General features: G+C 47.5%; 20 protein-coding genes and 1 pseudogene. 7 read left to right on the top strand and 14 right to left on the bottom strand.

Annotation, left to right across the window (positions count from 1 at the left end; translation table 11 throughout):
* Positions 1-45 precede the first annotated feature (45 nt).
* Genes NDK19_RS01090 through NDK19_RS01080 form a run of 3 tightly spaced genes read left to right on the top strand, consistent with a single transcriptional unit; the run spans position 46 to position 2209 of the window.
* Positions 46-786 carry a fatty acid desaturase gene (locus NDK19_RS01090; protein WP_394801669.1) on the top strand — a complete coding sequence of 247 codons (741 nt, stop codon included), beginning with the start codon at positions 46-48 and terminating at the stop codon, positions 784-786.
* Complete coding sequence (locus NDK19_RS01085) at positions 783-1073, top strand: TIGR03643 family protein (protein WP_250629977.1); 291 nt, start codon at positions 783-785, stop codon at positions 1071-1073. Before NDK19_RS01090 ends, NDK19_RS01085 begins: the two co-directional genes overlap by 4 nt.
* Positions 1070-2209, top strand: coding sequence for a site-2 protease family protein (locus NDK19_RS01080; protein ID WP_250629976.1), 1140 nt, complete (start codon positions 1070-1072; stop codon positions 2207-2209). Before NDK19_RS01085 ends, NDK19_RS01080 begins: the two co-directional genes overlap by 4 nt.
* Before the next feature lie 2 nt (positions 2210-2211).
* Here the strand turns inward: NDK19_RS01080 and NDK19_RS01075 are convergent, their stop codons facing one another.
* From NDK19_RS01075 to NDK19_RS01065, 3 genes are all read right to left on the bottom strand, one after another.
* Entirely contained in the window at positions 2212-3129 is a 918-nt protein-coding gene (locus NDK19_RS01075; protein ID WP_250629975.1) for a TIGR01777 family oxidoreductase, read from the bottom strand.
* Positions 3130-3217: 88 nt separating this feature from the next.
* The gene (locus tag NDK19_RS01070; protein WP_250629974.1) at positions 3218-5620 is read right to left on the bottom strand and encodes a M1 family metallopeptidase; all 2403 of its coding nucleotides are present in this window, start codon (positions 5618-5620) and stop codon (positions 3218-3220) included.
* Positions 5621-5636: 16 nt separating this feature from the next.
* On the bottom strand, positions 5637-6227 hold the full coding sequence (locus NDK19_RS01065; RefSeq protein WP_250629973.1) for a HupE/UreJ family protein: 591 nt from the start codon (positions 6225-6227) through the stop codon (positions 5637-5639).
* A 128-nt stretch (positions 6228-6355) separates the two neighbouring features.
* On the opposite strand from NDK19_RS01065, the gene NDK19_RS01060 reads away from it, so the two are divergent.
* Positions 6356-6949 carry a Uma2 family endonuclease gene (locus NDK19_RS01060; RefSeq protein WP_250629972.1) on the top strand — a complete coding sequence of 198 codons (594 nt, stop codon included), beginning with the start codon at positions 6356-6358 and terminating at the stop codon, positions 6947-6949.
* A 39-nt stretch (positions 6950-6988) separates the two neighbouring features.
* The gene (locus tag NDK19_RS01055; RefSeq protein WP_250629971.1) at positions 6989-7756 is read left to right on the top strand and encodes a glucose 1-dehydrogenase; all 768 of its coding nucleotides are present in this window, start codon (positions 6989-6991) and stop codon (positions 7754-7756) included.
* A gap of 388 nt (positions 7757-8144) precedes the next feature.
* On the opposite strand, the gene NDK19_RS01050 is transcribed toward NDK19_RS01055, so the two are convergent.
* The 8 genes and pseudogenes from NDK19_RS01050 to NDK19_RS01015 form a co-directional block, all read right to left on the bottom strand.
* Entirely contained in the window at positions 8145-9119 is a 975-nt protein-coding gene (locus NDK19_RS01050) for an SDR family oxidoreductase (RefSeq protein ID WP_250629970.1), read from the bottom strand.
* 3 nt (positions 9120-9122) lie between these two features.
* Positions 9123-10571 (bottom strand): CCA tRNA nucleotidyltransferase, encoded by a 1449-nt coding sequence (locus tag NDK19_RS01045; RefSeq protein ID WP_250629969.1) that lies wholly within the window; start codon positions 10569-10571, stop codon positions 9123-9125.
* A gap of 35 nt (positions 10572-10606) precedes the next feature.
* Complete coding sequence (gene murB / locus NDK19_RS01040) at positions 10607-11629, bottom strand: UDP-N-acetylmuramate dehydrogenase (protein WP_250629968.1); 1023 nt, start codon at positions 11627-11629, stop codon at positions 10607-10609.
* 40 nt (positions 11630-11669) lie between these two features.
* Complete coding sequence (locus NDK19_RS01035; protein ID WP_250629967.1) at positions 11670-12119, bottom strand: hypothetical protein; 450 nt, start codon at positions 12117-12119, stop codon at positions 11670-11672.
* Between the two features lie 104 nt (positions 12120-12223).
* A complete protein-coding gene (locus NDK19_RS01030) occupies positions 12224-12637 on the bottom strand; it encodes a hypothetical protein (RefSeq protein WP_250629966.1) in 414 nt (137 codons plus the stop codon).
* 180 nt (positions 12638-12817) lie between these two features.
* Entirely contained in the window at positions 12818-13372 is a 555-nt protein-coding gene (locus NDK19_RS01025) for a hypothetical protein (protein WP_250629965.1), read from the bottom strand.
* 33 nt (positions 13373-13405) lie between these two features.
* Positions 13406-13798, bottom strand: a complete 393-nt coding sequence (locus NDK19_RS01020) for a hypothetical protein (RefSeq protein WP_250629964.1) — start codon at positions 13796-13798, stop codon at positions 13406-13408.
* A 129-nt stretch (positions 13799-13927) separates the two neighbouring features.
* Positions 13928-14426 (bottom strand): annotated as a pseudogene (locus tag NDK19_RS01015) (transposase family protein).
* A gap of 650 nt (positions 14427-15076) precedes the next feature.
* On the opposite strand from NDK19_RS01015, the gene NDK19_RS01010 reads away from it, so the two are divergent.
* Positions 15077-17407, top strand: coding sequence for an ATP-dependent helicase (locus NDK19_RS01010; RefSeq protein WP_250629963.1), 2331 nt, complete (start codon positions 15077-15079; stop codon positions 17405-17407).
* Between the two features lie 101 nt (positions 17408-17508).
* Here NDK19_RS01010 and NDK19_RS01005 read toward each other — a convergent pair whose 3' ends face one another.
* Genes NDK19_RS01005 through ubiE form a run of 3 tightly spaced genes read right to left on the bottom strand, consistent with a single transcriptional unit; the run spans position 17509 to position 19583 of the window.
* Positions 17509-18045: a GDYXXLXY domain-containing protein gene (locus tag NDK19_RS01005; protein WP_250629962.1), complete on the bottom strand. Its 537-nt coding sequence runs from the start codon at positions 18043-18045 to the stop codon at positions 17509-17511.
* Between the two features lie 26 nt (positions 18046-18071).
* Positions 18072-18794 carry a type IX secretion/gliding motility protein PorT/SprT gene (gene porT, locus NDK19_RS01000; protein WP_250629961.1) on the bottom strand — a complete coding sequence of 241 codons (723 nt, stop codon included), beginning with the start codon at positions 18792-18794 and terminating at the stop codon, positions 18072-18074.
* 57 nt (positions 18795-18851) lie between these two features.
* The gene (ubiE, locus tag NDK19_RS00995; RefSeq protein WP_250629960.1) at positions 18852-19583 is read right to left on the bottom strand and encodes a bifunctional demethylmenaquinone methyltransferase/2-methoxy-6-polyprenyl-1,4-benzoquinol methylase UbiE; all 732 of its coding nucleotides are present in this window, start codon (positions 19581-19583) and stop codon (positions 18852-18854) included.
* Between the two features lie 78 nt (positions 19584-19661).
* Between ubiE and NDK19_RS00990 the strand changes: the two genes are divergently transcribed.
* Entirely contained in the window at positions 19662-20903 is a 1242-nt protein-coding gene (locus tag NDK19_RS00990; RefSeq protein ID WP_250629959.1) for an ABC transporter permease, read from the top strand.
* Position 20904: the final 1 nt, after the last annotated feature.

The following is a 20904-nucleotide window of genomic DNA, read 5'->3' as shown; positions in this document are numbered from 1 at the left end:
AACAAACGCAAGCCGCATCGGTTATTAACCATAAAACACTAGCTTATGTCAAACGAAGCAGTAGCCGATTACGCCGCTCAAACCTCTTTCCGCCGACAGGTAAAGTCGGGAAAGGGGGTATGGATTGCAGCCCTGATTATCGGGTTGTGGGCATTAGTGATGAGCTATGCCGTCGGTTTTTATCGCTTGGATTTTTATTCGCCGATGACCTACGTGCTGTTTTTGTTGCTCACGCATCTGTACACGGGCTTGTTTATCACGGCGCATGATGCCATGCACGGCGTAGTTTCAACCAACAAAAAACTTAACGAATGGATTGGGCGGATTTGCTGCATCCTGTTTTCATTCAACTTTTACGACAACCTGAACCGCAAGCATCACTTGCATCACCGATTTGTAGGCACGGACAAAGACCCCGACTACCACGGCGGCAATTTTTTTGTCTGGTATTTCCACTTTGCCAAACAGTACGTCAATATTTGGCAAATTTTGCTGATGGCTGTAACGTACAACCTGTTAAAGTTGGTGTTGCCGATGGAAAATCTGATTGTTTTCTGGATGTTGCCTGCCGTGCTTTCAACTTTGCAATTGTTCTATTTCGGCACGTATGTACCCCACATGGGCGAACATGCTCCCGAAAATATCCACAAATCGCGCAGCCAACGGCTAAACCATTGGTGGGCGTTTTTGAGTTGTTACTTTTTTGGTTATCATTACGAGCATCACAACCGCCCCGGCACGCCTTGGTGGCTGTTGCACAAAGAAAAAGAGTTGAGCCAACGATGAGCATAGCCGAGCAATATCAACTTTCGGAAGAAGACGTGAGCCGCATCATAGAAATGGCGTGGGAAGACCGTACGCCGTTTGATGCGATTTTATCACAATTCGGGTTGCCCGAAAAAGACGTTATCAAACTCATGCGGCAAGAAATGAAACTTTCTTCATGGAAAATGTGGCGCGAGCGTGTACAGGGCAGAGCCACTAAACATGCCGCCAAATCACCCGATACGGGATTTCGCCACCGTTGCAGCCGCCAACGGGCGATTTCGTTCAATAAAATCAGCAAGCGATGAGTATTCCCCCGAAAATCCGCCGTTATATTCTTCACCTGTCGCTTTTTGTTGCCACACTCATTTGTACCACATTGGCAGGGGCAGAGTGGATGTTTGGCAATTCATTCCTTTATTCTGCCCGACCGATGGGCTGGCAGGAATTTTGGCAAGGGCTGACCTTTTCGCTGCCGTTTTTGGGCATCCTGACCGTGCATGAGTTCGGGCATTATTTTACTGCTCAAAAATACCGTTTACGGGTGAGCCTGCCCTACTACATTCCCATGTGGTTGGGTTTTCTGGGCTTGCCGACATCCATCGGTACGTTGGGGGCGTTCATTCGCATTCGCAGCCGCATCCGCAGTGCAAAGGCATTTTTTGATGTGGGCATTGCCGGACCGCTGGCGGGGTTTGTTGTCGCTGTCGGGGTGCTTTGGTACGGCTTTGCCAACCTGCCGCCCATAGACTACATTTTCAACATCCACCCTGAATATCGCCAGTTTGGGGTACGGTTCTACGAGCAGGCATATAAGAATCTGCCGCCGGGCAGCAACGTTATCTTGGGCAGCAACTTGCTGTTTGAGTTTTTCAAAACTTATGTGGCAGACCCCGAGCGCATTCCGCCACCGCAAGAGATGATGCACTATCCTTGGTTGTTGGCGGGCTACTTGGCGTTGTTTTTTACGGCGCTCAACCTGATTCCCATCGGACAGTTGGACGGCGGACATATCCTCTACGGGTTGATTGGCGGCAAGGCGCATCGCCCCGTTTCGTTGGCGCTGTTCTGGATTTTCATCTTTTACGCCGGATTAGGTATGATTACGCCCGAAGATGCCCCCGAAGACTTGGCAACGTCGCTGCCGCTCTATTTGCTATATCTGTATTGGGTATTCGGCAAAACTTCCGATAACAAACTAACCGTTTTGCTGCTTGCCGTCAGCGTATTTGGGGCGCAGTTTGTAACGGTTTTTTTCTTCCCCGCGCTCAAAGGTTATCAGGGCTGGTTAGTTTTTGGGTTTTTGCTGGGGCGCGTGCTGGGCATCTACCACCCGCAAGCCGCCGACGAAACACCGCTAAACACGGGCAGAAAAATATTTGGCTGGATAGCCTTGCTCATATTTATCCTTTGCTTTTCGCCGCAGCCGTTTTTGATTGAGTAGTATTAGGCGGTTTGCACTGCCAGCAAATCGCGCAGAGCCTCTTCCAATTGCGGGTATTGAAAAACGAAGCCTTCCTGTTCAATTCGCCGACTGCTTACCTTATTGCCGCCGAGTACGATATTGCCCATTTCGCCGAAAATGAGTTTGATGATGAAAGCAGGCACGTTGAGCGGAAGAATCGGGCGGTGCAAAATCTTACCGACCATTTTGGTAACGGTTTCATTTGTGGCGGGATTGGGCGCTACGGCGTTGTAAGCCCCCGTTGCCTGCGGATTTTCCATTGCCCAGATGAACATGCGGCAAAGGTCTTCTATGTGAATCCACGACATCCATTGCTTGCCGCTGCCGAGCGGTGCGCCTGCATACATGCGTACGGGTTGCACCAGTTTGGGCAAAGCGCCGCCTTCGTTGCTCAATACAATGCCTATTCGCAGTTTTACCGTACGGATGCCTGATTTGGCAATCAAATCGGTTTCGGCTTCCCAAGCCTGTACTACGCGCGCCAAAAAATCCTGACCTGCGGGTGCATTTTCCGTCAGCAGGCGGTCGCCCGTATCCAAGCCGTACAGTCCTATGGCACTTGCGGCAATAACCGCCTTTACGCGATGCGGCATTTCGCGCAATGCTTTGGTCAGCAGGGCAGTAGAGTGGGTGCGACTTTCCAAAATTTCCTGTTTGCGTGCCGTTGTCCAAGGCTTATCTGCCACGCCTGCCCCCGCCAAGTGGATGATGTAATCGGTTTTGGCGAGGGCTTCGGGGTCTATGTAGCCCTTGCGAATATCCCATTTGTATTTTATAATCTTACCGGCCGTGTCCGAAGTTCGCCCCAGCCAGCATATATCGTAGCCTTTTTCTAATAACAGTTTCGTAAGATGGCGGCCTACAAGTCCACTGCCACCGGTAATCAGTACTCGTTGCATGATTGATTCGGAATAAACAAACAACCTTACAGAGTTGCCCCTGCAAGGTTGTTAAACGGTTGTGCGGTCTTTTTGTTAGACGGAAATATTATTCGTTGCCGCCGTTAGGTGTACTGCCGTTTTCACGACGGGCGCGCTGCATCGGGTTTTCTGCTCCGCCCGTTGCGCCGCGACCCATTTGGCGTTGTTTGAAAATTTCAAAGCGGGAAGGCTGACTCTTTCTCGGGAAGAAGTTGTTTTCCATGTTGATGTCGGCTGTTTCCTGATAAGGGTCTAAATACACCTGCTTCACGCGCTTCTCTGTTTTGAAAATTTTGCTCACTTCCTTATCGTTTTTGCGCCAGATTTCGGCAGGGATGCGGTGCAGTTCGCGGGTGCCGTCCTCAAATTCAAACTCAACAATTACAGGCATAACCAGCTCGCCGTGGTTTTTGAAATCAATCTGATAGAAGAAGTTTTTGCTTTCAATCATCTTCTTTTCCTCATCGCCCAACGTGGCTAAGTAGCGCTGATAATTTTCTTTGTCGGTTTTAGTAGCTGCAAACGGGTCGTAGGTGTTGTAGAAGTCGTTCAATGCCGGATTAGCTTCGGTGGCAGTTTGCTTTACGTCGGTGCGGTTGCGGATGATACCGATATCTTCACGCTCGCCACCCATAGCTTTGGCTTTGGCAAATGGTTTTTCTACTTCGGGGTTGCCTGTGGAAGGTACGGCTTCAATCACATTTTCAATGGCAATATCGCAGTAATCGGTGGTGTAGAACCATCCGCGAATGAACCAGTCTAAGTCAATGCCGGAAGCATCTTCCATCGTGCGGAAGAAGTCTGCGGGAGTCGGGTGTTTGAAAGCCCAGCGGCGAGCATATTCTTTGAAGGCATAATCAAAAAGTTCGCGCCCCATGATGGTTTCACGCATGATATTCAAGCCGGTAGCTGCTTTTCCGTAGGCATTAGCCCCGAGGTTCTGTACCGACTCGGAGTTGGTCATAATAGGCTCCAAAGTATTGGGGTCAGCCTTCATGTAGTCGGTGATGTAGCGGGCAGGGCCACGGCGCGACGGATAGTTGCGTTCCCATTCCTGTTCGGTCAGATATTGAACGAATGTATTCAAACCTTCGTCCATCCATGTCCACTGGCGTTCGTCGGAGTTGATAATCATCGGGAAGAAGTTGTGGCCTACTTCGTGGATGATTACGCCAATCATACCGTATTTGATGCGCTCAGAGTAGGTGCCGTCTTTTTCGGGGCGGCCATAGTTGAAGCAAATCATCGGATATTCCATACCATTTTCGGCATCTACCGAAATGGCTACCGGGTATGGGTAATCAATGGTGTATTTGGAGTAAACGCGCAGGGTATGAGCTACCACTTCGGTTGAGTATTGCCCCCACAACGGGTTGCCTTCTTTGGGGTAGTACGACATGGCCATTACGGTGCGTCCGCCAATGTTTACGCCCATTGCATCCCAGATGTGTTTACGAGAGCTTGTCCATGCAAAGTCGCGCACGTTTTGTGCATAATATACCCACGTTTTAGTACCTGTTGCACGGTTTTTTTCGCGGGCTATGGCTTCTTCCTGCGTAGCAATTACCACAGGTTTTTTTGCTGTTTTGGCTTGCTCCCAGCGGCGCAATTGCTCAGGAGTCAGCACCTGTGCATAGTTCTGACATTCGCCGGTTGCTCCTACAATATGGTCTGCCGGAACGGTAATAGCCACTTTGTAATTGCCAAAAGGCAGCGTGAACTCACCCTGACCAAGGAATTGTTTGTGTTGCCAGCCGTTATAGTCGTCATAAACCGCCATGCGCGGGAACCACTGGGTGATGCTGTACAGCCAGTTGCCGTCTTCGGGAAAGAAATCGGCACCACCGCGCGAGCCGGCACGCAACGCGGGATTTTTGCGGTCGTTGATGTTGTAGTTCCAACCGATAGCCATTTTGAAGTTTTCGCCTTTGCGCAACGGACGTGGTAACTCCACCCGCATCATCGTTTTAACAATGGTATAGGGCAGCGGGCGATTAGTCGTTGCATCACGCACGTACTGGATTTTGTGTCCGCCGTCGAAACTGCGGTCGAACTGTGCGTTAAGTTCGCTGCTGCTCATGCGCTCTTCTATTTTGCCTGTGGCAGTTTTGTAGGTATCCGACTCTTTGTCCAAGATGTTTTGGTCTAACTGCAACCACAAGTAGGTGAGCGGGTCGGGTGAGTTGTTGAAGTAGGTGATTACTTCATCGCCGCTGATGCGCTGTTTTTCATCGTCTAAACGCACCTTGATGTCATAGTCAGCGCGCTGCTGCCAATAGTTGTAACCGGGCGCACCTGAGGCTGTGCGGAACGAATTGGGCGTAGGCAGTTCAGTGCCTAATTGGGCAAACTTTTGGGCTGCCCTGTTTACGTAGTCGGCTTTGCGCGGTGTTTGTGCAGAAGCATTCCATCCTGCCGCCATCAGACAAACCGCCAGCCCTTTGCTAAATAGTCCAAATAGTCTATTCATGATTGAGCGAAATTTTTTAAAAAATCCATGTTTTTTGTATCAGTGTGATTGATATGCCTAAAACAATGCCTGAAAGAATGAGATTCCATTCTCTTTGTTTCACTTTCAGAAAATTAGTCATTACACCTGAAAGTAACAAGATGGCAAACACAATTGCCAGTTGCCCAATTTCCAGCCCAACGTTGAATGCAAAAAGCGGTGTAACGATACTTTCCTCTTTGCCTAACATGCTGCGCAGAAAATTAGAGAAACCTAATCCGTGAATCAGCCCGAAAAGTGCCGCCGTTACATAGCGATAGCCCATGGGCTGTTTGGTGATGTTCCTGTTGTCTGTTACCGAAAAGAAATTAAACAGACACGTGATAACGATGGTAATAGGAATGAGAAATTCAATGACTTCTGTCGGAAAAGAAACAATGCGGAGCGTTGCCAGCGCAAGGGTAACAGAGTGCCCGATAGTGAAAGCAGTAACCAAAATCAGGATTTTCTTCCATTCGGAAAATTGATAAATGGCGCACAAAGCGGTGATAAACAGAATGTGGTCATACGCGCCTAAATCAGAAATGTGCCTGAAACCTTCGATAAGGTACAATTGAAAGTCGGACATGTACTTGCTTTATGTGTTGAAAATCAGGGTGATTTTCGCAAATGTATGTGATATATCGGAATGCAAATACTTTTTGACATGAAAATATGCAAGAGGCTGCGTATATTTGAAATATTATCCATATGCGTATGAATCCTGTTTCGTACCTTTCGCCCGAAGAAGAAGCCTACCTCGTTCAGGAATCGCAGGCAGAGTACAAAAGCGAATACCGCGCCGGTGAAATTGTGGCAATGGCAGGTGCACAAGAACCGCACAACCTAATTGTCAGTAATTTGATTTTTCTCTTGCAACAATGTCTTTGGAAGGGGAAATGTCGGATATATCCCGGCGATATGCTCATACATATTCCTGATTGCCAACGCTATGTTTACGCAGATGTGGTGATTGTGTGCGATGAGGTGAAACTTGCCGAAGAACGCCGAAAAGGGATAGACGTATTGCTCAATCCCAATATTGTGATTGAAGTGCTTTCCGAAAGCACGGCCGTTTATGACTTAACCGAAAAGTTTGAGTGCTACAAAACCATCCCCGATGTACGGCAGTATGTGCTGGTAGACTCCGAGCGTGTTTCGGTAGATACTTTTACCCGCACACCCGAAGACGATTGGTTGCTCAAGTCTGCCAAAGACAAAAGCAGAACCATCCAAATTGGCGAGTGTATGATTGCACTGGCTGATATTTACAACAAGGTAATGCTTGTAAAGCCCGAAATTCGGCCCTGATTTTTACCTTTGATTCAAACTAACAAACTGATTTTTACCATGAACAAACTGACAAACAAAGTGGCCGTCATCACGGGAGCGGGTGCCGGCATGGGCAAAGCCATAACCCTTCTTTTTGCGGCCGAAGGTTGCAAAGTAGTAGCCGCCGATATCAATCAGGCACGTTTGGATGCCCTTCGCGAGGAAATTACACAATCGGGCGGGCAGGTTGTTACCATACTTGCCAATATGGCAGTAGAGGCCGACATTGAAAACATGATTCAAACGGCAGTATCGCAATTCGGCACTTTGGATATTCTGGTGAATAATGCGGGTATTATGGATCACTTTGCTCCTGTCGGAGAGTTGGATAATGCCATGTGGGATAAGGTGATGAAAGTGAACGTAGAAGGCCCGATGAAGGCCATGCGCAGTGCCGTCAAAATTTTTCTTGCCAAAGGCAGCGGCAATATCATCAATATTGCTTCGGTAGGAGGTTTGCAGGGTGCACGTGCAGGCGCAGCCTATACCGCCAGCAAACATGCGCTCATCGGTCTGACCAAAAATACGGGCTTTATGTACAGCAAATCGGGGATTCGGTGCAATGCCATTGCGCCGGGGGCGGTAAATACAAGCATCAGCGAAACCATAGATTTCACTAAAATTACTCCTTTAGTCAATGACAGAATCATGTCGGGGATGGTGTTGAACCCGCGCACAGGAGAGCCGATTGAGATTGCTAAAGCAGCCCTTTTTTTGGCCAGTGACGATTCAAGTTTTGTCAATGCGGAGGTGCTTGTGGTAGATGGCGGGTGGCGGGCTTATTAGGCCGTCGTTTGGCTTTTAAGCAGGTGAGCAATTTAAAATGACCTTTCAAATTTACCGCAAAGCCTGCTGAGTATCACGCAAAGAGCGCTGAGTGTTTTCATGATGAATTTTTTCTTTGTGTACACTGTGGTGGTTAAACCTTTGCGCACTCCGCGGTGAAAAAGAACGCGTTAATCTGCTCACCTGCTTATCGGCACTCACATTTTCAAATGCGAGTGCCGTTCTTTTTAAATGAGTATCAAACAATTTCAATCGCATAATACAGGCGCGCGGATGGTTGCGGATGGGGCTTTCGTTGTTTTTTTAACTTCCAAATCCCAAATCCGAAATCCCAAATCCGAAGTCCGAAATAATGACTTGCTTGTTTTGCTTACGCGCCTTGCTATCACTAATAGTCTTGCGTCCAATACCACTCGATGGCTTCTGCCAAACCTTCTTCAAAAGAGTGTGTAGGATGGTAATCTAACAGCTTTTTACCGCGTTTGATGCTTGCCAGTGAAAACGGGATATCGCCCGGGCGGGGGGGCGCATATATCGGCTGAATATTGACTACGTCGGGCTGATAACGGGCTGCGAGTGATACCATGGTAGCAAATAATTGATTCAGCGAAATGGTTGCGCCACAAGCAACGTTGTAGCACTTACCCGTCGATTCGGGGGGGCTTGTCAAGGCTTTTACGTTCGCCTGAATCACATTGTCTATGTAGGTAAAATCGCGCGATTGCGTGCCATCGCCGAAAATAGTGGGTCGCTCGCCTTTTTTCAGTTGGTTGATAAATCGGGGGACTACCGCAGCATACTCGCCCAGCGGGTTTTGTCTTCTGCCGAATACGTTGAAGTAGCGCAGACCAATGCAAGGAAGCCCGTGCAACAACTGATAAACGCCTGCATATAACTCATTGGTGTATTTGCTAACCGCATAAGGTGATAGCAGGTTGCCCGTGCGCTCTTCTACCTTCGGCGATTCGGTCAGGTCGCCGTAAACCGATGAACTGGAGGCATAGACAAAACGCTTCACGCCTGTCTGACGTGCGGCTTCAAGCGCATTAAGAAAGCCCGCCACGTTTACTTCGTTGGTGGTGTGGGGGTCTTTAATAGAGCGCGGCACAGAACCGAGCGCAGCCTGATGCAGCACATAGTCGGCCCCGGCAAAGGCTGCAAGGCAGGTTGATAAATCGCGGATATCACCTTGGATGAAGGTAAAATGAGGATTTTTTTCTAAATCTGTTATATTTTTTCTGCTGCCTGTTGAGAGATTATCTAAACAAACGACTGATGCGCCTTGTGCTAACAGGTATTCACACAGATTGCTGCCAATGAAGCCTGCGCCTCCGGTAACTACGATTTTCGTGCCTTGCAACATAAACTATGCTTGTGTAATGATTTTGACAGGCTCATAGCCTAATTTTTTGCCTATTTCCAGCATAAAAGGATAAGCCTCTTCAAATTCGTTGCGGATTTTCCCGTCTAATATAGCTTCTCGCACTTGAATTTTGATATCGCCGACGGCTTTTCCCGGAGTAATATTAAAAGTTTCCATGATAATTTCTCCGGTAATAACGGGTTGAAAATTGCGAATTTTGTCGCGAGCTTCTACCTCGGCGATTTTTTGTTCTACACGGTCAAAATTTTGTAGGTATTTTTTCACTTTTGCGCCGTCTTTGGAGGTAATATCGGCGCGGCAAAGTTTCATCAGGCAGTCAATGTCATCGCCTGCTTCAAACAACAGGCGGCGGATGGCAGAGTCGGTTACGGTTTCTTTCACCAACGCAATGGGGCGCAAATGCAGACGAACGAGTTTTTGCACAAACTTCATTTTTTCGTTCATCGGCAATTTGAGGCGGCGGAAAATGTGCGGCACCATGCGTGCGCCTTTCTCTTCGTGCCCGTGGAATGTCCAACCCTGTTTAGGGTAGTAGCGCTTCGTGGCCGGCTTGGCGATGTCGTGCAGAATGGCAGCCCAGCGCAGCCAAAGGTCATCCGAATAGGCGCAGAGGTTGTCTAATACTTTGAGCGTATGATAGAAGTTGTCTTTGTGCGAATGTCCATTAATGGTTTCTACACCGTGCAGCGCCACCATTTCAGGGAAAAACTGATGCAGTAATTCACTGATAAACAGCAGTTTGAACCCATAAGAAGGCACATTGGAGAGGATGATTTTATTCAACTCGTCCGTGATGCGCTCCATGGAAAGGATAGACATGCGCTCGCGGTTGCGGATGATTGCCTCAAAGGTTTCGGGCGCAATGTCAAAATTGAGTTGCGTGGCAAATCGGATTGCCCGCATCATGCGCAGCGGGTCGTCCGAAAATGTAATATCGGGGTCTAAGGGTGTTTTGATGAGCTTTCGCCGCAGGTCGCCTTGCCCGTCAAAAGGGTCTATCAGCGTGCCGAAGTCTGCCTTGTTCAAGCTGATAGCCATGGCGTTGATGGTAAAATCGCGGCGCAGTTGGTCGTCTTGCAGGGTGCCGTCTTCCACAATGGGCTTGCGGGAATCGGCGCGGTAAGACTCTTTGCGTGCTCCGACAAATTCCAGCGTCATATCGGGGGCTTGTACCATTGCCGTGCCGAAGTTTTTGTACACCGCAAGGCTGACCGGTTGCCCGTAGAGTGCTTCCAAGCGCTCGGCAACGCGCTCTGCCCAGCGGATACCGCTGCCTACGCAAACAAAATCCACATCGGGCTTGTGATGGCGACGCAGCACAAGGTCGCGTACATAGCCGCCTACCATGTAGCCGGGTACGTTAAGTTCGTGTGCAGCCTCCGCTACCTGCATGAACACAGGTGTTTGGTGCAGTAATTCGGCAAAATTCATATGCAAAAATACAATGATTTTTGGTTTGCGGGCGATTACACCACATTCACCTCCGGCTGCAACTGCACGCCGAAGCGTTCGGCTACCGAAGCCTGAATCTGTTGTGCCAATTGCCAAATTTCCGCACCGCTTGCCCCGCCGTAGTTTACCAATACCAAGGCTTGGTCTTTGTGTGCGCCCGTGTTACCTACTCGTTTGCCTTTCCAGCCACATTGTTCAATCAGCCAGCCCGCGGCTATTTTCATGCGGTCGGGGTGGTCGGTCGGGTAGGCGGGCAATTCGGGGTAGCGGGTTTTTAGTTCCTCATACTGTACCCTCGGGATTTCGGGATTTTTGAAAAAACTGCCTGCATTGCCTAATTGCGCAGGGTCGGGCAGTTTGCTTTGGCGAATGTGAATCACAGCGCGGCTCACGTCGGCAATCGTCGGTGAACTGATGCCCATCGCTTCCAGCGTTTGGCGGATGGCACCATAGGAAACATTGATTTGCGGCACTTTGCGCAAGCGAAAAGTTACCGATGTGATGATGTATTTTCCTTTGGCTTCGTGTTTAAACACACTTTCCCGATAACCAAAGCGACAATCGCTGTGCGAAAACGTATGCAAACTGCCGTCGGCAATGGCAAGCGCCTGCAATTCATGGAAAACATCTTTCAGCTCCACACCGTAAGCGCCGATGTTCTGCATGGGGGCAGCACCCACCGTACCGGGAATGAGCGACAGGTTTTCCACACCTGCCCAACCGTTGGCGATGCAGTGTTGTACAAAGCCGTGCCAGTTTTCACCTGCACCCGCCCGCACGTAGTAGCATTGCTCATCTTCATGCAGTAACTCAATACCTTTCAGGCTGATTTTCAAGGCAAATCCTTCAAAATTGCGTGTGAGGAGCAGATTACTGCCTCCTCCGAGCACCAGTAATGGTAAACCTTGAATTTCGGGTAGTTGCAGGGCATTTTGCAAGGCTGCGACGCTGTCCACTTCCATGAAATAATGAGTAGTGGCATCAATGCCAAAAGTATTGAATGGACGCAGCGATTGGTTGACGAGCAGGGTGTTCATAATGCAAAGAAAACGGATTTGCAGGTTTTACGACAGCAGATTATGCATCTTCGGTATCTACCTCGTTCAAATCTTTTGAGATTTCTTTGAGTAAAAAGTCAATTTCTCCTGCCTCGCGCTCTATTTGTCCGACAAACCACGTCAGGTCTTCTTTAGGAGAATGCATGGCAATCATCAGTAGCCCAAGAATACGCGCCAGTGGCGCACGAACTTTATGCGCATTCGTAAACGCATATTTCATCAGCAGCAGATCGCGTTCTTTCAGGTTGCGCGTTTTTTCATTGATGATGAACGACAGCCTGTCATTGGCTTCGGTGAGATCGTCCTGATGTACTTTGAGCTGTTCATTTTGCCGTTGGATCTTTTCCGACGGACTTTGTAAGTGCCTAATCAGGCGATCATTGTGGTTGTCGCTGGCTTCAATCATCAGAACAAATGCCCAGCAACCGCCTGAAATGACGACATAAGCCGTCAGTGTTCTCAGCGACATTACTTCATGCTCCGGCCCGTGCAGCAGAGGATCTGTATAACTGGGCATCAATGCTGTTAATATAGGATCAAAAAAGGCGATACTCAGCAGGCAGGGGATTACGCCTATCGCCAGCAGCAGCCACTCACGCCTGTGAGCAGATAGGGGATGATACTGAAAGTAAGCAGAAATATTCGGTAGGTATCGTAATCGGTTGTAAGTAGTATTTGATTGCTAAGCACGGGTTTAATAAGCGTAGAGAGCAATAAGGCGGGCGGTGCATAGCATAAATAAAGCCTGTTGAGGGTTGTCAGGCGCAGGAAATTCAGAATGAAAGGCACTATGAAAATAGTGAACGATATAAACTGGCGGATTGGGTTAATCATGCCATAGTTAATATACATCGTTATCCACAAAGAAAGCATCGCCAATAGGATGACTAATGTCAGTGCGTTGGCAACGATGATGCTTCGCCTGGTGCGATAGTCGGCAATATGAGTAATACCAATATGGATGAGTTGTTGGATAAAATGGGTCATTGTACTGCTTTGAGTTATCGCCTGTGTGCCAAAAGTTACTAATATCAGCTGACAGAAAAGCAAACAGAGAAACAGTAATTCTTGTAATGAGCTGATAATCAAATATAAAAATCCCTGCAAAACCTTTGGGGTATTTGCAGGGATTGCGTACCAGAACAAATATTGCTGTGGTGAACTTCTTTAGAATGTCAGTGCGATGCGGCCATTTTGGATGGTTTTTGTGCGCAGCACAGCCGGATTTTTCCAACTTTCATTGTCAGTAGCTACAGGGCCGCGGAGCTGTCCGCTGAATGTGCCTTCAAAGCTTTCACCGGTGCTTTTGGTGATTTGTAAAGTCCCGGAAGTTGTTTCTGCTTCACGCATACTTACCCAACCTTGCTTATTGGCAGCTTCGGTGTAAGTAATGGTTACCCATGCGGCAGTAGTATTTTCAGGTGACTGGCGAGGATGCAACACTTCCATTCCGGGCGCATAAAATGCTGCCTGTCCGTTTAACCCCCGAAGTGGTGTGCTGCCTGTAACCAGTGCGATGAAAAATGTGCTGCCATTGCCTGTAACAGCCTTTACGGTTAGTCCGTTAGAGGTGCGTACGGTTTCTGTAATAGAGGCTGTGATGGTCTGATTGTCAATGACTGCTTGAATTTCGCCGGTAGTTGTTGAAATATCATCCTGCTTACATCCGAAAAGTGCTGCAAGCACGAACAAGTACAGCGAAAAGGAGATTGATTTTTTCATAATAAAGAATATTTAAATTTAATTTATTGCCAATTATTGCCAAAACCAAGATGCATTAGGTACATTGTAGTTTCCACTTGAATGTCCAGATGCAGTAACTACAGCACTATAATTACCTCTAACATCAGCGCTCCAATAAGGACTTGTGCCATTTATATAGGCTCCACCAAGAATCTCGATCAAATTACTGCCATCATGCTGATTGCGATAAACAATATTTGTGTTATTACTGTACGTGCCAAAAGCTGATAAGGTTGATACTCTTGCAGAAAAATTTGAAAGAGTTTTATTATTCATCTCTGTAGCAGGCCTCCACCTTCCTCTATCTAACCATTCTAGCTTAATACGGGTTTCTATTGTTGAATAATTAATTCCACTAATACCTGTAGGCATAACATAGCTGGATAACTCGAATACTATTTTCATAGTATATCCAAGAGCGTTGTATTGATACTGGTACTTTGCATCATTCCAATTTTCCGTACGACCATTAGATTTAGAAACTTCTGGAGCGTCATTAAGTATTAGACTTTTTGGAAGTTAAAATACTGAAAATCAATTGATTGAAAATTTCAACTTGTAATTATGTAAGCCTGCGGTTAATTGGAAATTTTCTAATATCTGCTCTTTTTGCTTCACTCTGCTTCTAATCTGATTCACCAAAAAATGCTTACAACCTGCTAAAGCATTTTCTACTCTCACCCTAAAACTTGAAAATATTTTGTTGATGCTTCTTTCAAAATCACCTAACAACTTCCCTTTAGGCTTTTTATGGGGTTTTACAACCCGTGCGTTACATATGATACTTTCCATGCCTTGAAATCCTAAATCTACATGTGTCCGTTTGCCTCTGAAATTAATCCATGAAAATTCATCTTTAAAAATGGTTATATCATGTACGCTGCCTGTCCATAATTTACCTACATATAAAATTCGCTTTTTACTATCACTAATCATCAACATTTTTACTGTATGTCGTTTTTTTTCCTGAGTAATATCCCCGCTGTTCCTCCTGATTATCAGGTCGTTGTATCGGTATTTCCGTACAATCCATTATCAAATCTTCCACGCCTTCAAAGGCCTTGTCAAAATCTGATTGATTTTTAAATACCTTATTGACAAAAACATCTTGTGCTTTTAAGGCTGCTTTTAAAGATTTTTTAGTTATTTTCAAATAATCAGAAACCGTACGGATATCCACGTTAAAATATAAAGCCATATTTTCCAGCGTTGGATAAGACTTTAGGTAGTGCAAGACAAAGAAAAGTGCCTCTTTGGAATTGGTCAAAACAGGAGGTTTGGAATACTGATGACCTAATTTGGGCTTGTAGTATTGGTTGAAAACGTCTGCCAAGGCATTAAATTGTTCAAGGCTTAAACCTGTGGCAGCCTTACATTTCTTGTCACTTTTAAGATGCGACGTGCAACGTGTGAAAAATACTTGCCATAGTTATATAAATTTGAAAGAATCACCAAGTAAAATTAGGTAATTCACTGATAATCACCAACCAAAAGGTCTATTGGTTGTGTATAGAAATAAAGATATATGGTTGTGTTTTGATGTTGTAAAGCAAAATTAGTTGTTGTAACATATTATGTTGCAACAATATCTACTAGTTGGACTCTTTTTCCTTTTTACCTCATTTATTATATGTACAAGAAAGTCTATAAGGTCTCTGCCGAAAAATCGTAACTTGCGGCACGATGGAAAAGCGCTTCACCGATTATCTGGCTTCGCTGAACGAGCCTCAGCGCAATGCCGTGTTGCACACCGAAGGCCCGCTGATGATTATTGCCGGAGCAGGCTCAGGGAAGACCCGTGTACTGACCTACCGAATTGCCTGGCTGATGCAACAGGGCGTAGAACCTTTTAATATTCTGGCACTGACTTTTACTAACAAGGCTGCCCGTGAAATGCGTCACCGCATTGAGCAGGTGGTCGGGCACGATGCGCGCAACCTCTGGATGGGGACGTTTCACTCTGTTTTTGCAAAAATTCTGCGCATTGAAGGGCATCGCCTCGGTTATACTTCTGACTTCACGATTTACGATACAGACGACTCCAAGTCGCTCATCAAAACCATTCTCAACGAAATGGGGCTGGATGATAAAGTGTATAAGGTATCGGCAGTGATGTCGCGTATCTCGGCGGCTAAAAACCGCCTGATTTCATGGAATGAGTACATCCGCAATCCGATTTTTTTGGCGGAAGATACCGAAGCTGCCAAACCAAAACTTGGCGAAGTCTATAAACAATACGTGCAGCGCTGTTTCAAAGCCAACGCAATGGATTTTGATGACTTGCTGTTCAATACCAATGTACTTTTCCGTGATTGCCTGGATGTATTGCACAAGTATCAACACAAGTTTCGCTATGTGCTGGTAGATGAGTTTCAGGATACCAACTTTGCCCAGTACCTGATTACCAAGAATTTAGCGGCTGTTCATCAGAATATTTGCGTGGTGGGCGACGATGCGCAAAGTATTTACGCCTTCCGCGGGGCAGACATTCAGAATATCCTGAATTTTTCTAAGGATTATCCCGACTTGGTAACGGTTAAGTTGGAACAAAACTATCGTTCTACCAAAAAAATTGTACACGTAGCCAATAAAGTAATCGCGCAGAACCGCGACCAGTTGCAGAAAACGGTTTGGACGGACAACGACGAAGGCGAGCACATAGAGATTATTCGTGCAGCGACCGACAACGACGAAGGCCGCCTGATTGCCACTTCTATTTTTGAGTTGAAAATGCGGCATCAGGCACCCAATACCGATTTCGCGATTTTATACCGCACCAACGCGCAGTCGCGTTCTTTTGAGGAGGCCTTGCGCAAGCTGGGTATCAAATACAAAATTTACGGAGGTCTGTCGTTTTATCAGCGCAAAGAAATCAAAGACCTGATTGCTTATTTCCGCTTTACGGTCAATCAGCGCGATGAGGAAGCATTTAAGCGCATCATTAATCTGCCCAAGCGCGGTATCGGCGATTCTACCATTCAGAAAATGGTGGTGGCTGCGGCAGAGCACAACGTGCCTGTATGGGAGGTAGTTTGCCATCCTGAACAGTACTTAGGCAAGTCGCGGATTGGTGCTGCCATTGCCGACTTTGCCACCATGATTAAGGATTTCATGCTTACGCTGACGCAAAAAGATGCGTATGAAACCGCTTCGCACATTGCCAAGGCTTCGGGGTTGCTGCGTGAGCTTTTTGAAGACAAAACGGTAGAAGGTCGCGCCCGCTACGACAACGTGCAGGAATTGCTCAATGCCATCAAAGAATTTACCGATACGCCCGACCGCGAAGACAAAAGCCTATCGGCATTTTTGCAGGAAGTTTCGCTGCTCACTACCGCCGACGAAGGCGACAAAGACAACGAAGACGCGGTTTCGCTCATGACCATCCATCAGGCCAAAGGTTTGGAATTTAAGTACGTGTATGTGGTGGGTATGGAGGAGGATTTGTTCCCTTCGCAAATGATGCTGGCCTCCCGTGCCGATTTGGAGGAGGAACGCCGCCTGTTCTACGTAGCCATTACCCGCGCCGAGAAGAAATTGGTGTTGAGTTATGCGCTGCAACGCTACCGATTCGGCAACTTGCGCCCCTGCGAACCGAGCCGTTTTCTGGACGAATTAGACCAGCGCTATGTGCAAATCAGCCGCATTCGCCGCGACGGTTTTGTAGATAACGCGGGGAAAGTAGTCAGCCCACCCGACATGCCCCGCAAACTTCAGCGCGGAGAATCGCCGCTGCGCGAAAAGATGCTGGAACGGTCTTCTTCGCCTGTTTCCCGCGGTGTAATACCGCCACCGCCCGCCAACAATTACCTGCATAAGCCTTCTGCCAATTTTACAGCCAGCAATCCGGCACTTCTGCGTGAAGGTATGCGCGTAGAGCACGCCAAGTTCGGCTTCGGCAAAATCGTAAAATTAGATTTGCAAGGGGCAGACAAACGGGCGGTTATTCAGTTTGACAAAGTAGGAGAGAAAACCTTGCTACTCAACTTTGCCAAACTGATGATTGTGGAAAAGTAGGGCTTCCGCCTTCATTCCGATTGAATCCTTTGCAGTGCGTTTGAGTTTGGTGAATTACTTCCTCCGCAACGCAAGCGGAAGAACGGTACACGGGAAGCCCGTCAAAATAGGATTTTGCTGATGCGCGCCGTACCGTCCGGGGCTATTTTTACGACTACGCTCACGGTAACAGAGTCGCGGTTTTGCCACGAAGTGAGTGCTTCCAGTTTTTTGGCTTGCTGTGGATTGGTAAAATAGGATTCTATCCCGCCTTGCAGGTTGAGATAATTATAGCCTCCGTTGTGCGTATAGGCATAGGAAGGCATCACGCGCAGGCAAAGTTTATCTTCGGGGCGTTTGCAATACAAGGCTGCGGGCTCATAGAATTTGCCTTTGGGGCGAAGTTCCAGATAGAGCGCATCGCCGAAGTTATAGGTTTTTCCGGCTTCCAAGTCGTTGGGCAGGCTGTCCAAAACAAGCGACGAGAAGGAATACTGCAAGTCCACATAGTTGCCGCGGAAAAAGTCGCGCGGGTCGCGGGGGACTACCCGCAGCACTACTTCCTTGCCTACCCAAAGAGGGTAATAAGCCTTTACAAACATGCCTGCCAAAATCAGGCATTGGAAGGCTATCAAATGCCGGAGCCGAATAAATTTCATTCTACAATTTACGCAAATGAAAAGCACTATTCAAAATTGAGAATCAGTGCTACCCGATGCGTGGTGAGGCGGTCTAAGCTGTTGGATACCGCATTGCCGTTTTTGATGAGCAGATTGGGAATGCCGTGCGAAAAGCGGAGCTCGGGTGCGAATTTGAAAAACTCAAAATACAAATCCCAGCCGATGCCGTAGCAGACCTCTATGTTTTGATTGGTGGATTGCAATTGCAAATCGTTCAGGCGCTCCTTTTTTCCTGCCACCTTAAAATTGGCAGAAAGCCCGCCCACCATGTACATCCGATGATTGCCTCGCCGCACAGACTTGTATTTGAGCAGTACGGGAAATTCAACCATCGTATTTTCAAAAGTTTCATTGTGCAGGTTTTCGGGATTGTTGCGGTACTGATACTCAATGCTGCGTTCATAAAACGACACATTGGGTACAAAGCGCAGATTCCAGAGCTCATTGCCCAGCCGAAAACTCGTAATCAGCCCCAGCATGAATCCGGGCGACCATTTGGGGCGAACAGCAGTGGTGCTGTCGCCATTATTGGCAAAAAAATCGGAATGGCGAATATTGAACCGGGACTGGTGCAGCCCTAACTGGAAGCCGTAGCGCAATACGCGGTCATCGTAAGTTGGCAGATTTTTGCTGCGCCCGTATCCTGTATTGTTGCGCTTTTTCTGCGCCACTGCATCGTGGGCAAGCAAAGCCAACAGCAATGCTGCCCCAATCACTAAAAATCGCATGAATAACTGACTTGATGAACTGTTGTTGATAGGCGTAAAAATTCATGCCATAATGTATCAACCTTCGCTTTTTTTGCCGGTGTAAATGGAACAAATGCCAAAAGTGAGCGGTTCGCAGTGGGTTTCGGAAAAACCTGCACGGCGCATGTGCTGTAAAAACATTTCACCGTAGGGAAAAGCCTTTACCGATTCGGGCAGGTAGTCATAAGCCGAACTGTCCTTGGAAATGACTTTACCGATTCGGGGCAAAATATGCTTTGAATAAAACGCATACAGTTGCTTGATAGGGAAGGCGGTAGGTTGTGAAAATTCCAGCACCATTAACATTCCCCCGGGTTTCAGCACGCGGCAGATATCTGCCAGCCCTTTGTCTAAGTTTTCAAAGTTGCGCACACCGAAAGATACCATCGCTGCGTCAAAGGTGTTATCATCAAACAATAGTGCCTCCGAATCGCCTTTGCGAAGTTCAATTTTATTTTGCAAGCCCATTTTTTCTAACTTTTTTCTGCCGAAAGCGAGCATACCTTCCGAAATATCAACGCCTATGATTTTTTGCGGATGCAGCGAAAGCGCTTCTATGGCAAGGTCTGCTGTGCCTGTTGCAATATCGAGGATGAGTTGAGGCTTGGCAGGGGCTAATTTGCGGATGGCTTTTTTGCGCCAGTAAATATCAATTCCTCCGCTGAGCAGTCGGTTCAGCAAGTCGTAGCGCGGCGAAATGCTGTCGAACATATCGGCTATCTGCTCTTTTTTTCCCTCTTCTCTGTCTTTATATGGAACTACGGTCATGCGGCAATCGTTGAAAGTTGCAAAGTTACACCCAAACAACGGGAACTTTCCCGTATATTTGCTTACACTCTCTATAAGATGATTTTTACCGAAAATGTTCGCGAGGCAATGAAAGCCATTCGCGATAACTTGTTAAGAACTTCACTGACCGCTGCCATTATTGCCATCGGCATTACAGCCTTGGTAGGGATTCTGACGGCAATAGATGCCATTCAGAACTCTGTTTCACAAGGGCTTTCCGACCTTGGGGCTAATACCTTCAACATCAGCGACTTAGACCGCAGGCGCAGGCAGCAAATGGGGGTTAATACAACACAGGCCGAACCGATTTCTTACGAAGAAATCATGCTTTTTAAGCGAAAGTTTGAAGAATATGCGCCCGTAGCTTTACAAACCAGCCTTTCGGGAACGGCGGAAATCAAGAGCGGCTCTTTAAAAACCAACCCCAACATATCAGTTACCGGAGCAGATGAGCACTATCTGGCCACTGTCGGCGGCGATTTGGAAGTCGGCAGAAATTTCTCGACCGTAGAATTGCGCAACGGCGTACCCGTAGCCATTATTGGCAACGAAGTTGCTCAAAAACTGTTCACAAGTGCCGAACAAGCCCTAAATCAACCCATATTGCTGCTTGGCAATCAGTTCCGTGTTATCGGGGTGCTGAAAGACAAAGCGGGCTTTGGCGGCGGCGGCGGAGGTCTGAACCGCAACGTACTCATTCCTTTTGAAAAAGCCGTAGCGCTTGCCAACGGGCGCAGGCTGTACTATCGGGCAACCTGCATTGTTCGCAACCCTGCCGATTTGGAATACCTCATGGGCGAAGCTACGGGTAAATTCAGGCTTATTCGCCGCGATGCACTCGGCAAACCCGAATCGTTTCTGATAGAAAAAAATGAAACGGCACAGGAAGCCTTAGACAATATCAGCGGACAACTTCGCATAGGCGGTTTCGGTATCGGATTCATCACCCTTTTGGGCGCATCTATCGGGTTGATGAATATTATGCTCGTTTCGGTAACGGAACGCACCCGCGAAATAGGTATTCGCAAGGCACTGGGCGCAACCCCTACGCGCATCCGCGAACAGTTTTTGATTGAAGCCGTTGTCATTTGCATCATCGGCGGAGTAGTCGGCATCATCCTCGGCATCCTGATTGGCAACTTGGTGGCAGTGCTGGTGAAGGCAGGCGGATTCCTTGTGCCTTGGGCATGGATGATGATTGCGCTTGTCGTATGTATAGGTGTAGGTATCCTGTCCGGTTATTATCCCGCTTTCAAAGCCTCCAAATTAGACCCGATAGAATCGCTGCGGTTTGAGTAGG

It is taken from the genome of Rhodoflexus caldus (assembly GCF_021206925.1).
GTDB lineage: Bacteria > Bacteroidota > Bacteroidia > Cytophagales > Thermoflexibacteraceae > Rhodoflexus > Rhodoflexus caldus.
The sequence above is the reverse complement of the archived record's forward strand: the minus strand, read 5'-3'. Positions and strand labels throughout refer to the sequence as shown.

Coding starts and splice junctions, on each gene's coding strand:
- NDK19_RS01090 (WP_394801669.1), top strand. CDS start 46: ATGTCAAACGAAGCAGTAGCCGATTACGCCGCTCAAACCTCTTTCCGC.
- NDK19_RS01085 (WP_250629977.1), top strand. CDS start 783: ATGAGCATAGCCGAGCAATATCAACTTTCGGAAGAAGACGTGAGCCGC.
- NDK19_RS01080 (WP_250629976.1), top strand. CDS start 1,070: ATGAGTATTCCCCCGAAAATCCGCCGTTATATTCTTCACCTGTCGCTT.
- NDK19_RS01075 (WP_250629975.1), bottom strand. CDS start 3,129: ATGCAACGAGTACTGATTACCGGTGGCAGTGGACTTGTAGGCCGCCAT.
- NDK19_RS01070 (WP_250629974.1), bottom strand. CDS start 5,620: ATGAATAGACTATTTGGACTATTTAGCAAAGGGCTGGCGGTTTGTCTG.
- NDK19_RS01065 (WP_250629973.1), bottom strand. CDS start 6,227: ATGTCCGACTTTCAATTGTACCTTATCGAAGGTTTCAGGCACATTTCT.
- NDK19_RS01060 (WP_250629972.1), top strand. CDS start 6,356: ATGAATCCTGTTTCGTACCTTTCGCCCGAAGAAGAAGCCTACCTCGTT.
- NDK19_RS01055 (WP_250629971.1), top strand. CDS start 6,989: ATGAACAAACTGACAAACAAAGTGGCCGTCATCACGGGAGCGGGTGCC.
- NDK19_RS01050 (WP_250629970.1), bottom strand. CDS start 9,119: ATGTTGCAAGGCACGAAAATCGTAGTTACCGGAGGCGCAGGCTTCATT.
- NDK19_RS01045 (WP_250629969.1), bottom strand. CDS start 10,571: ATGAATTTTGCCGAATTACTGCACCAAACACCTGTGTTCATGCAGGTA.
- murB (WP_250629968.1), bottom strand. CDS start 11,629: ATGAACACCCTGCTCGTCAACCAATCGCTGCGTCCATTCAATACTTTT.
- NDK19_RS01035 (WP_250629967.1), bottom strand. CDS start 12,119: ATGTCGCTGAGAACACTGACGGCTTATGTCGTCATTTCAGGCGGTTGC.
- NDK19_RS01030 (WP_250629966.1), bottom strand. CDS start 12,637: ATGACCCATTTTATCCAACAACTCATCCATATTGGTATTACTCATATT.
- NDK19_RS01025 (WP_250629965.1), bottom strand. CDS start 13,372: ATGAAAAAATCAATCTCCTTTTCGCTGTACTTGTTCGTGCTTGCAGCA.
- NDK19_RS01020 (WP_250629964.1), bottom strand. CDS start 13,798: ATGAAAATAGTATTCGAGTTATCCAGCTATGTTATGCCTACAGGTATT.
- NDK19_RS01010 (WP_250629963.1), top strand. CDS start 15,077: ATGGAAAAGCGCTTCACCGATTATCTGGCTTCGCTGAACGAGCCTCAG.
- NDK19_RS01005 (WP_250629962.1), bottom strand. CDS start 18,045: ATGAAATTTATTCGGCTCCGGCATTTGATAGCCTTCCAATGCCTGATT.
- porT (WP_250629961.1), bottom strand. CDS start 18,794: ATGCGATTTTTAGTGATTGGGGCAGCATTGCTGTTGGCTTTGCTTGCC.
- ubiE (WP_250629960.1), bottom strand. CDS start 19,583: ATGACCGTAGTTCCATATAAAGACAGAGAAGAGGGAAAAAAAGAGCAG.
- NDK19_RS00990 (WP_250629959.1), top strand. CDS start 19,662: ATGATTTTTACCGAAAATGTTCGCGAGGCAATGAAAGCCATTCGCGAT.